Annotated in this window: 8 protein-coding genes; 6 read left to right on the forward strand and 2 right to left on the reverse strand. The window is 70.8% G+C overall.

What is annotated here, in order from left to right:
* Positions 1 to 14 precede the first annotated feature (14 nt).
* Complete coding sequence (pgsA, locus tag BUF17_RS07995; RefSeq protein ID WP_073627439.1) at positions 15 to 584, reverse strand: CDP-diacylglycerol--glycerol-3-phosphate 3-phosphatidyltransferase; 570 nt, start codon at positions 582 to 584, stop codon at positions 15 to 17.
* 291 nt (positions 585 to 875) lie between these two features.
* Here pgsA and htpG point away from each other — a divergent pair, with 291 nt between their 5' ends.
* The 6 genes from htpG (at position 876) to BUF17_RS08025 (ending at position 11,228) form a co-directional block, all read left to right on the forward strand.
* Positions 876 to 2,786, forward strand: coding sequence for a molecular chaperone HtpG (gene htpG / locus BUF17_RS08000; protein WP_073627441.1), 1,911 nt, complete (start codon positions 876 to 878; stop codon positions 2,784 to 2,786).
* 216 nt (positions 2,787 to 3,002) lie between these two features.
* Positions 3,003 to 5,288, forward strand: a complete 2,286-nt coding sequence (locus tag BUF17_RS08005; RefSeq protein ID WP_073627443.1) for an autotransporter outer membrane beta-barrel domain-containing protein — start codon at positions 3,003 to 3,005, stop codon at positions 5,286 to 5,288.
* 133 nt (positions 5,289 to 5,421) lie between these two features.
* Entirely contained in the window at positions 5,422 to 6,618 is a 1,197-nt protein-coding gene (locus tag BUF17_RS08010) for an aminotransferase class I/II-fold pyridoxal phosphate-dependent enzyme (RefSeq protein ID WP_073627445.1), read from the forward strand.
* Positions 6,619 to 6,633: 15 nt separating this feature from the next.
* Complete coding sequence (locus tag BUF17_RS08015) at positions 6,634 to 9,381, forward strand: DNA translocase FtsK (protein WP_073627448.1); 2,748 nt, start codon at positions 6,634 to 6,636, stop codon at positions 9,379 to 9,381.
* Positions 9,378 to 10,283 carry a serine hydrolase domain-containing protein gene (locus BUF17_RS08020; RefSeq protein WP_084564283.1) on the forward strand — a complete coding sequence of 302 codons (906 nt, stop codon included), beginning with the start codon at positions 9,378 to 9,380 and terminating at the stop codon, positions 10,281 to 10,283. The genes BUF17_RS08015 and BUF17_RS08020 overlap by 4 nt, the downstream gene beginning before the upstream one ends.
* Before the next feature lie 171 nt (positions 10,284 to 10,454).
* Entirely contained in the window at positions 10,455 to 11,228 is a 774-nt protein-coding gene (locus BUF17_RS08025) for a LolA family protein (RefSeq protein ID WP_084564284.1), read from the forward strand.
* Between the two features lie 12 nt (positions 11,229 to 11,240).
* Here BUF17_RS08025 and BUF17_RS08030 read toward each other — a convergent pair whose 3' ends face one another.
* Positions 11,241 to 11,870 (reverse strand): FMN-binding negative transcriptional regulator, encoded by a 630-nt coding sequence (locus tag BUF17_RS08030; protein ID WP_073627450.1) that lies wholly within the window; start codon positions 11,868 to 11,870, stop codon positions 11,241 to 11,243.
* Positions 11,871 to 11,896: the final 26 nt, after the last annotated feature.

Raw genomic sequence — 11,896 nt, forward strand, 5'->3', positions numbered from 1 at the left:
CCCGCGTCCGCGGCTCAATCGACCAGATGGTCGATGCCGGCGCGGAAATAGTCCCACCCGGTATAGATCGTGAGGAGCGCCGACACCCACAACAGCACGAGGCCGATATCGGTGGTGTAGGGCATCAGCCGGTCGCCGGCCGGGCCGGCGAGGAGGACGCCGACGGCGACGAGCTGCATCGTGGTCTTCCACTTCGCCATGCGCGTCACCGGCACGCTGACACGCAGTTCCGCCAGGAACTCGCGCAGGCCGGACACCAGGATCTCGCGGCAGAGGATGACGATGGCCGCCACGATGCTGACACCGCTGATGGTGCCGTCCGCGGCCATCAGCAAAAGGCAGGTGGAGACCAGCAGCTTGTCGGCGATGGGGTCGAGCATGCGCCCGAGCGCCGATTGCTGCTGCCACGCGCGCGCCAGATAGCCGTCGAAGAAATCCGTGATCGCAGCGGCGATATAGATGCCGACCGCCACCCAGCGGCTTTCCAGGCTCGGCACGAAATAGAACAGCGTGACGAAGCCAACCGCAGCGATGCGCGCATAGGTCAGGATGTTCGGCAGGGAAAGCGCACTCGAGCGCCGCATGTCAGGTGCCTTTGAGCGTTGGCGCAGCGGACGGGGCGATCCCGGAGGCTGTCGTGAACCGGCCGAGACCGGTCGCCGCGATGGGTCCTGGAGGCTGAAGACGGATCGGGTGGTTCCGAGAAACCATAGCGCTCGCCCCGCCGTCAACCGCGGACAGCCCCGTAGCGACGCCCGTGTGCCGTTTTGGGCGGCATCGCGGGCTTGATCAACTCCCGGCTGCCGCCGATATAGAGGCCGCCGCGGCCGGCGCCGCCGTCGCGGGTGCGAAAGAGACAGAACGGGTTGCGACAGATGGACAGCGACATCCTGAACCGGAACGAGACGCCCGGCGCCGGGGGCGCCGAGACACGGCCGTTTGCGGCCGACGTTGCCCAGATCCTGAAGCTGATGGTGCACTCGGTCTATTCCGACCGCGACGTGTTCCTGCGCGAGCTGCTTTCGAACGCCGCCGACGCCTGCGAGAAGCTGCGCCACCTGTCGCTGATCGACGACACGCTGGCGGTCGGCGCCGAGCCGTTCGGCATCGTCATTGAGGTCGACGGCGACAACGGCACCCTTGCGGTGATCGACAACGGCATCGGCATGAGCCGCGAGGAACTGACCGAGAATCTCGGCACCATCGCCCGCTCCGGCACCCGCGCCTTCGTGGAAGCGCTTTCCAAGAAGGAGGACGGCAGCGCGCTGATCGGCCAGTTCGGCGTCGGCTTCTACGCCGCGTTCATGGTGGCGAAGGAGGTGGTGGTGACGAGCCGCCGCGCCGGCGCCGCCGAAGCCTGGACCTGGCGCTCCGACGGCGCGGGGACCTTCACCGTCGAGCCGGCCGGCGACGACGCCCCGGCGCGCGGCACCCGCGTGACGGTCGTGCTCGCGGACGACGCCCGCGACTATGCCGACGCCTTCCGCGTGGAGGAGGTGGTGCGCACCCACGCCGCGCACATTCCGGTGCCGATCGCCATCCGCACTGCCGGCAGCGCGGAAAGCCGCACCCTGGTCGACGGCACGGCGCTGTGGACCCGCTCGCGCTCGTCGGTGACGCCCGAGGAATATGCAGAATTCTTCAAGACGCTCGCCGGCGAGACCACCGATCCGGCGCTGACGGTGCATTACCGCGCCGAGGGCCGGCAGGACTATTCGGTGCTCGCCTTCGTGCCGGGCAGGACGCCGTTCGACCTGTTCAACCCCGACCGCAAGGGCAGGATGAAGCTCTATGTGCGGCGCGTGTTCATCACCGACGAAGCCGCGCTGCTGCCGGGCTGGCTGCGCTTCGTGCGCGGCGTGGTGGATTCGGAAGACCTGCCGCTCAACCTCTCCCGCGAGATGCTGCAGTCGAACCCGCTGATCGACGCCATCCGCAAGGGCCTGACCGGCCGCATCCTGACGGAGCTGGAGAAGCTGGCCGAGAACGACGCCGCGAGCTTCCTCAAGATCTGGGACGCCTTCGGCGCCGTCATCAAGGAAGGGCTCTACGAGGAGCCGGACCGGCGAGACGCCATCTTCAAGATCGCGCGGTTCCGCACCACGCGGGGCGAAGGCTGGCGCACGCTCGCCGAGATCCTGGCCGACAAGAAGGAAAACCAGACCGCCCTCTATTATGTGCTCGGCGAGAGCGAGGCCGCGGTGGCGACGAGCCCGCACCTGGAAGGCTACCGCGCCCGCGGCATCGAGGTGATGCTGCTGACCGACCCGGTGGACGCGTTCTGGGTGCAGACCGCGCTCGGCTACGAGGGCAAGCCGTTCCGCTCGGTGACGCAGGGCTCGGCCGACCTCGACCAGATCCCGCTCACGGCGCCGCAGGAGGGCGGCGAGGAGGCCAAGGCCGGCGACGTGGCGGCGCTCGTCGCCCTCGTCAAGCAGAGCCTCGGCGACAAGGTCAGCGACGTGCGGACCTCGGCCCGGCTCGCGACCAGCCCCGTCTGCCTCGTGGCACCGGAATTCGGACCCGACCGGCAGCTGGAAAAGCTGCTGTCGCGCTCCGGCGAGAAGATGCCGGGGCTGGCCCCGGTGCTGGAGCTCAACCCGCGCCATGCGGTGGTGAAGGCGCTGGCCGCCAAGGCCGCGGCAGGTGGGGCGGCGGCGGAGATCGAGACCAGCGCCCGGCTGCTGTTCGGACAGGCCCGCATTCTCGACGGCGAGGTGCCGGACGATCCGGCGGCGTTCTCCGAGGCGCTGTCGGCGCTGCTGGAGCGCAGCGTCGGCGCCTGACGGCGCGACCTCCCCGTCCGTTGCGAAACCGTGAACGGCCCGCCCCGCGGGCCGTTCTTTTGACCGGAAAGGTGAACCCTTCGTAAAGGTTTCGACGCCATCCTTAACCAAACGATGGCGGAGAACACGGGCGTGGCGGCAGGCCGGGGCAGACATGCGGGATCGCGCGGAAGCGGCGACCGGCCGGTGCCTTGCGGCGTTCGCCGCCGCCGGCACATGCCGGCGGGCGCGCTCGTCGCGGCGGGCATCGGGGCGACGCTCGCCGGGTTCGCCGCGCCGGGCGCGCGCGCCCAGGAACTGCGCGGCACCGTCACCATCGAAAGCGGCCAGACCTACACCAACGACGACCTGCTCGACGCCTCGGTGGTGAACGAGGGCACCTTCATCAACCGCAGCCGGGTCACCGGCACGGTGGAGAGTGCCGGCACGCTGTCGAACAGCGGCGAGATCGCGATGGCGGTCTCCAATTCCGGCGATGCGTCGAATGCCGGCACGGTCAACAGCAACGTCGCCAATTCCGGCATCTGGAACGGCACCGGCAGCATCAACGGCGACGTGACCAATTCCGGCACGTTCTCCGGCTCGCAGGGCATCGTCGGCAATGTCGCCAACACCGGCGCGTTCACCAATGGCGGCTCGATCGCCGGCACGGTGACCAACAGCGCGACGATGACCAATGCGGGCCTCGTCAACGGCGCGGTCTCCAATGCCGCCGGGGCGACCTTCGATCAGGAAGGCCAGATAAACGGCAACGTGACGAACGCGGGCACCTGGAGCGGCGAAGGCCAGGTCAACGGTGTCGTCACCAATTCCGGCACCTATGCGAACGGCGGCCAGATCACCGGCGGCGTCGTCAATTCAGGCGGCTTCACCAATGCCGGCGTCGTCAACGGCCCGATCGACAACACGGGCACGCTCGCGCTGAAGGGCACGGTGAACGGCACGCTGACCAACACCGGAACGGTGAGCGGCACCGGCACGCTCAACGGCACCTTCGACAATGAAGGGCTCTACGAGACCGGGGCCGGCGGGTTCGCCACCTTCCTGGTGGGCGGCGACGTCGCCTTCCGCACCGGCTCGACCTATGTGGTGAAGGTCGGCGGAGGCAGCGCCAGCGACCTGATCGCGGCGAGCGGCGCCATCACGCTTTCGGGCGGCACCGTCAGCTTCGTCGCCTCCGACGGCTTCGCGCCGGGGATCGCGAGCTACACCGTGCTGACCGCCGACGGCGGCGTGACCGGCACGTTCGCCGGCGTCACCAACCCGTTCGGCGCCGGCAGCGCCTATCCGTTCCTCGGCACGTCGCTCGCCTACGGGGCGAAGAGTGTCGCCGTCGTCGTCGGCCACGATGGCGGCGTCAGCTTCTCCGCGGCCGGGCTCACGGCGAATGAGACGGCGGCGGGGCGCGGCGCCGACGGGCTGCCGCTGTCGAGCCCGCTGCTCGCCTCGCTGGTGCTGCTCGATTTCGACACCGCGCCGGCCGCGCTCGACGCCATCTCAGGCGAAATCTACGCCTCGGTGAAGACGGTGATGCAGCAGCAATCGCTTTATCTGCGGCAGGCGCTGCTCGGGCGGATGCGCGGCGGCGACACCGGCACGCCGGTGGATGCGACGACGCCGGTCTATCCCGGCGGTCCCGGCATCGGCCCGCGGCCGCTCGCCCCGGGCTTCGCGCCGACAGTGTGGGCGGAGGGCTACGGCGGCTCCGGCAGCAACGATGGCGACGGCAACGCCGCCTCGCTGACGAGTTCCACCGCCGGCGGCCTGATCGGGATCGACACCGCGCTGCTCGACGGGCCGATGGGCGGGCTGTGGCGGCTCGGCATCGCCGGCGGCTACGGCCGCTCCAACTTTTCCGCCGACGCGCGCCAGTCGTCCGGCTCGTTCTCCAGCTACAGCCTCGCCGGCTACGCCGGCGTCGCCTACGGCGACTTCGCGCTGCGCTTCGGCGCGGCCCAGAGCTGGCAGGGCATCAGCATCGACCGCACGGTGGCCTTCACCGGCTTCGACGGAACCAACCACGCCGGCTATGACGGCGGCACCACCCAGGTGTTCGGCGAGACCGGCTACCGCTTCACGATCGGCGCCGGCAGCATCGAGCCCTATGCCGGGCTCGCCTTCGTCAACGCCTCCACGGATGGTCTGCTCGAATCGGGTTCGGCGGCGGCGCTCAAGGCCGGATCGCAGAGCACCTCGAACCTCTATTCGACCCTCGGCGCCCGCTTCGCGATCCCGTTCGCCGCCGGGTTCGCGCTGCGCGCCGACATCGCCTGGCAGCACGCGTTCGAGGACGTATCGCCGGAGGCCCGCCTTGCTTTCGCCTCGGGCGGCGCCGAATACACCGTGACCGGCGCGCCGATCGCCCGCGACGCTCTCCTCGTCGGGGCGGGCCTCAGCTACGACATGCCGGGCGACCTGACGCTGGCGCTCGGCTACAGCGGCCAGCTTTCCAACACCGCGCGCGAAAATGCCGTGCGCGGCGCGGTCAGCGTGCGCTTCTGAAGAAGCTCTTAACCATGCCGGCAATAGAGTGGCCGGCAATCGGCCTGCGGGCGGGAGCCCGGAGGGCGTGCCCGTTGCGGCCGCCCGCCGCCCGGCCCGCCCGCCGCCCGGCCGATGCCACCCGGAACCAACGATGATCGCGACGACGACGAAGCCAGCCCTGCAATCCCCCTTCCAGCGGCTCGCGAAGCTGATCGAAGGGGTGCAGCCGGGCAGGCCCGCGATCGATCTCGGCGTGGGCGAGCCGCGCCATCCGATGCCCGCCTTCGTCGGCCCGGTGATCGCCGAAACGCTCGCCGGATTCGGCCGCTATCCCGCGATCAAGGGCACGCCCGCCTTCCGCGCCGCCGTTTCCGGCTGGCTCGACCGGCGCTATGGCCTCGAGGGGTGGATCGATCCGGAGACCGCGATCCTGCCGCTCAACGGCAGCCGAGAGGGGCTGTTCTTCGCCGCGCTCGGCGCGCGCGACTATTCGCCGAAGCGGCCGGACCGGCCGGCGGTGCTGCTGCCGAACCCGTTCTATTTCGCCTATGCCGCCGGGGCGGAAGCCGCGGGCGCCGAGGCGGTGATGCTCGCCGCCCGCCCGGGATCGGCGCTGCCCGATCTCGACGCGCTCGACCCCGCGCTCGTCGCGCGCACGATCGCGATCTATTTCGCCTCGCCCGCCAACCCGGACGGTACGGTCGCGACCCATGCCGACTGGCTGGCGCTGATCGCCTGGGCCCGCGCCAACGACGTCTACGTGTTCGCCGACGAGTGCTATTCAGAAATCTACCGCGAAGCGGCCGGCGCGCCGGCGGGCGTGCTCGCCGCGGCGCGGGAGACCGGCTCCTGCGAGCGGGTGATCACGTTCAACTCGCTGTCCAAGCGCTCGAACCTCGCCGGCCTGCGCTGCGGATTCGCCGCCGGGGACAGCGTGTTCCTGTCGCGCTGGACCTCGCTGCGCAACATCGCCGCCCCGCAGGTGCCGACCCCGGTGCAGGCGGTCGGCGCCGCCGCGTACTCCGACGAGGCGCACGTCATCGAGAACCGCCGGCTCTACGACGCCAAGTTCGCGCTCGCCGAACGGCTGCTCGGGCCGGTGTTCGGCGACGTGGTGCCGGCGGGCGGCTTCTTCCTGTGGCTCGACGTCGCCCAATTCGGCGGCAGCGAGGCCGCGGCCCTGAAGCTGTGGCGCGACGCCGGCGTGCGCGCCGTGCCCGGGGCCTATCTCGCCGCGCCGGAGCCCGGTGGCCGCAATGCCGCCGCGGGGTTCCTGCGGCTCGCGCTCGTCGACGACATCGCCGTGACGGAAGAGGCGCTGACCCGCCTCGCCGCCACGTTCGCCTGACGGAGGTTGTCCGCCGTGTCGAAAGCCCGCCACTTCACCCCCGACGACCACTATGACGCGCGTCTCGACGCACGGCCGTCGGTGCTCGGCTTCCTGAGGCGCAACATCGTCGCCCTGAGCGGGCTCGCCATCCTGGCGGGTGTGGTCGCCTCCGTGGTCGCGCTGGCGACATGGTCGGTCGACGACCCGAGCCTCAGCCACGCCATCGACGGACCGACCCACAACCTGCTCGGCTTCGCCGGCGCCTCCCTCGCCGATTTCCTGATCCAGATGTTCGGCCTCGGCGTCGTCGCCTTCCTGGCGCTGCCGGTGCTGTGGGGTCTCAGGATGGTGCGCGGGCGGCCGAGCCGCGTCCGGCGCGGACGGCTCGCGGCCTGGCTCGTGGGCGTGCTGATCGTCTCCGCCGCGCTCGGCGCGCTGGTGCCGCCGCCGACGTGGCCGCTGCCGACCGGCCTCGGCGGCGCGCTCGGCGACATGGTGCTGCGCGGCCCCTCCCTCGTGCTGCGCTCCCTGCTCGGCGCCAGCGAGGCCGGTGTCGGCATCGCGCTCGCGGTGCCGGCGGCCCTCGTGCTGATCTATGCCGCCGGCTATCCCGCCCCGGCGCCGCGGCGGCGCCCCGTCGCCGTCTCCGGGCGCGGCTTCGGCGACGAGGGCGACGACGAGCCCGGCCGCTTCGCCACCCTTCTCGGCGTGTTCGCCCACTGGCGCCTGTCGCTCGGCGCGTGGTTCCACCGTATGGGCGAGAAGCGGCGGATGAAGCGCCGCCTGAAGGAAGCCGACGACGACGAGATCGGCATCGACTGGTCGGCCGAATCCGCACGGCCCTCCGCTCGCCGCCGGGGCGAGCCGGAGATGCGCCGCGAACCGGGCTTCGGCCCCAACGGCGAATGGCTGGACGACCCCGCCGCCGCGGAGACCGCGCAGGGCCCCGACGGCGAACCGGGCGACGACTGGAACAACACCGAAGACGGCTGGTCCGGGGGGTGGGACGCCACGGCCGGGCCGGATCAGGACGCGGACGGCGAGGAACCTCCGTTCGACATCGACGGCCCGGAGGCCACCGACGCCGCCCTTCCGCCGGCGGGAAGCCCCCGGCCGCCGATCAGCCGCGCGAACCACCGCATCGCCGGCCAGCCGATGCCGGCCGCCGCCTCGTCGCGCATTACGCCGCCGGCCCCGCCGCCGCGCGCCAGCAAGCGCGCCGCACGCGAGCAGCAGCCCTCGTTCCTGAAGGATGGCCCGTTCGAGCTGCCGGCGGTGCATCTTCTCGCCGAACCCCGGGTGACGGGACGGGGCCCCGGCCTCGACAAGGCGGCGCTCGAAAACAATGCCCGCACCCTGGAAGGGGTGCTGGAGGACTTCGGCGTGCGCGGCCAGATCGTCAATGTGCGGCCCGGCCCGGTGGTCACCCTCTACGAGCTGGAGCCCGCGCCGGGCATCAAGTCGTCGCGCGTGATCGGGCTCGCGGACGACATCGCCCGCTCGATGAGCGCGATCTCGGCGCGCGTCGCCGTGATCCCCGGCAAGAACGCCATCGGCATCGAGCTGCCGAACCAGCGCCGCGAGACGGTGTACCTGCGCGAGCTGCTCGCCTCCGCCGAGTTCGACGCCACCAAGCAGAAGCTGGCGCTCTGCCTCGGCAAGACCATCGGCGGCGAGCCGGTGATCGCCGACCTCGCGCGGATGCCGCACCTGCTCGTCGCCGGCACCACCGGCTCCGGCAAGTCGGTCGCCATCAACACCATGATCCTGAGCCTGCTCTACCGGATGGCACCGGAACAGCTGCGCCTGATCATGGTCGACCCGAAGATGCTCGAACTCTCCGTCTATGACGGCGTGCCCCACCTGCTGACGCCCGTCGTCACCGATCCGCGCAAGGCGGTGGTGGCGCTGAAGTGGACCGTCCGCGAGATGGAGGAGCGCTATCGCAAGATGTCGAAGCTCGGCGTGCGCAATGTCGACGGCTTCAATGCCCGCGTCGCCGATGCCAAGGCCAAGGGCGAGACGCTGGTGCGCACGGTGCAGACCGGGTTCGACCGCGACACCGGCGAGCCGGTGTTCGAGAAGGAGCAGATCGCCCACGACCCGATGCCCTACATCGTCGTGATCGTCGACGAGATGGCTGACCTGATGATGGTGGCCGGCAAGGACATCGAGGGCGCGATCCAGCGCCTCGCCCAGATGGCGCGCGCCGCCGGCATCCACATCATCATGGCGACCCAGCGCCCGTCGGTCGACGTGATCACCGGCACCATCAAGGCCAACTTCCCGACCCGGATCTCCTTCCAGGTCACCTCCAAGATCGACAGCCGCACCATTCTCGGCGAGCAGGGCGCGGAGCAGCTTCTCGGCCAGGGCGACATGCTGTTCATGGCCGGCGGCGGCCGCATCCAGCGCGTCCACGGGCCGTTCGTCTCCGACGAGGAGGTCGAGCAGGTGGTCTCGCACCTGAAATCCCAGGGCGCGCCCGACTATCTCGACCAGATCACCGCCGGCGACGACGAAGACAGCGAGGACGGCGGCGCCGGCGGCGGTTCGATGGAGGGGCTGGAGGACTCCGCCGATCTCTACGACCGCGCCGTCGCCGTGGTGCTGCGCGACCGCAAGGCCTCGACCTCCTATGTGCAGCGCCGCCTACAGATCGGCTACAACCGCGCCGCCTCGATCATCGAGCGCATGGAGCGGGAGGGCATCGTCGGCCCCGCCAACCATGCCGGCAAGCGCGCCATCCTGGTCGGCGGCGACGACAGCGCGGCCGCGTGAGCGCGCCGGACCACGGCGGGCGCGGTGGCCTTGAAGCCGGCGCGCATCTCGACCGGACCGGCACGCTGCACCTCACCGGGCATACCGGCCCGGTGCCGTGGTGGAGTTTCACCAAGACGGCGATCGCGATCTGCGCCCTGCGCCTCGTCGAAGACGGGGCGCTTCGCCTCGACGAACCGCTCGAAGGGAAGCGATACACCCTCGCCCACCTGCTGCGGCACGAGGCCGGCCTTCCGGACTATGGCGGGCTCGCCGCCTACCATGCCGATGTCGCCGCCGGCCGGACGCCGTGGCCGGTGGAGCGGCTTCTGGCAGAGGCGAGCGCGGACCGCCTGCGCTACGAACCCGGCACGGGGTGGGCCTATTCCAATATCGGCTATCTGGAGGTCCGCCGCCTCGTCGAGCGTGCCTCGGGCCTCGATCTCGGTGAGGCGCTGCGCCGCTTCGTGTTCGCGCCGGCCGGTGTCGCGACCGCGCGGCTGGCGCTGATTCCGGGCGACCTCGACGGCGTCGCGATGGGGGACGCCCGGAATTACCATCCGGGCTGGGTCTATCATGGGCTCGTCACCGGCACGGCGGCCGATGCCGCGCGCCTGCTGGCCGCCCTGACCCGCGGCCGCCTGGTGACGCCGGAAACGTTCGCCCGGATGCGCGCTGGCCGGGCGCTGCCGGAGCACCGCAGCGAGACCTATCCGGACCCCGCCTATGGCCTCGGCCTGATGCTGTGGGCGACGGACCCACTCGATCATCCGCTCGGGCATACCGGCGGCGGCCCGGGCAGCGACATCGCGGTCTACGCGCGCGGCAGCGAGATCTGTGTGCTGTGGGCGGCATCGTCGTCCGGCCTCGATCCGGTGCGGACGGTCTTCCGCCGCCTGATGGGGCAGGATGAGCCGCCGTGACGGACCGGCGACCGCGCGGTGGTCGTGGCCAAAACGGACGCCAACGAGGTGCGAGCGCGGTGCCCGCGTGCGGCGGACCAGCGTTCGACAGGGCCGGAATTTGCGGTTCGCCGTCCTAATGCCCATGTTTCCGTCAACAATGACCGTGACCGAAACCGACCGGAGACCCGCATGAACCGCACCCGCAGCACCCGCGCGACTGGCTTCGCGCTCGTCGCCGGCCTCGTGTCCGCGTTCGTGCCCGGTGTTGCCGCTCCGGCGCTGGCCGCCAGCGCCGTGACGACGACGCTGCCGCTGCCGAAGCCCGTGCAGGCCGCCGCGGCCGCGGTGCCTTCCGCGCCCGCAGCCCCGGCGGTGGAGGAGACGGCGCCGCCGGTGATCCCGATCGCGCAGACGCCCGGCGTGGGCGCGCCGGCTTCGGCCGAGGCCTTGGCGAAGGTCAACGCCTTCTTCAACTCGATCAACACCATGAGCGGCGACTTCGTGCAGTTCGCGCCGAACGGCGCGCGCAGCGAGGGCAAGTTCACCATCGCCCGGCCCGGCCGCATCCGCTTCCAGTACGACCCGCCGACGAAGCTGCAGATCGTTTCGGACGGCACCTCGGTGGCGGTGCGCAACACCCGCAACAACACCCAGGACATCTGGCCGCTCGACAAGACGCCGCTGCGCTTCCTGCTCGCCAACAATATCGACCTGCGCAAGGACGCCAAGGTGACGAGCGTGACGGCGGGCGACGGGCTCATCACGGTCGTGGTGCAGGAATCGACCGTGTTCGGCTCCGGCAAGCTGACGCTGGTGTTCGACGAGAACACCGCCGTTCTCAAGCAGTGGACCGTGACCGACGCCCAGAATCAGGACACCTCGGTCGCGATCTACAACGTGCGCACCGGCACCCCGGTCGACCCGAAGACGTTCAAGATCGACTATCAGCGCATTTTGAACTGACGCGGAGCGGCCTCAGCGACGGCCGGCCGTGCCGACCAGCGCGGCCATATCCGGCGCAAGGCCCTCACCGCGAAGCCCGTCCGCCACGCCGAGGCGGTCGGCATCGGCGCGGTTCTGGCTGATCTTCCATTTTCCCTCGAGGCGGGCGATCGGAATCTCGATCCCGACGATGCCCTTCATCTGCGCGGCGACGAAGCTTTCCGGCGCGTCTTCGACCTGCCACGGGGCCGCGCGGCCGTGTTCCCGCTCCGCCGTCAGGGCGGCGACCTGCGCGCGCAGCCACGCCGGATCGTCGATGACGGTGGCGATGCCCCGGGCCTGGACCACGACATAGTTCCACGTCGGCACCACCCGGCCATGCTCCCGCTTCGAGGGATACCAGGACGGCGTGACATAAGCCTGCGGCCCCTGGAACACGACGAGCGCCTCCGTGCCGCCGCGCAGCGCAGGCAGCTGATCGTTGGCGGCGGCGATGTGGGCGCGCAAGAGCCCGTTGCCGGCGGTGCCGACGACGGAAAACGGCACGGGATTGGCGATGAGGCCGCCCTCGCCCGCCGTGATCAGCATCGCGAGCGGATGGGCGCGAATCAGCGCGTGCATCACCTCGACGCGCTCTTCGCGGAAAGCCGGCGGGCTGTACATCGTGTTGTCCTCTCGTCGGCGAAACG

The organism is Pseudoxanthobacter soli DSM 19599, from assembly GCF_900148505.1.
GTDB classification, from domain to species: domain Bacteria; phylum Pseudomonadota; class Alphaproteobacteria; order Rhizobiales; family Segnochrobactraceae; genus Pseudoxanthobacter; species Pseudoxanthobacter soli.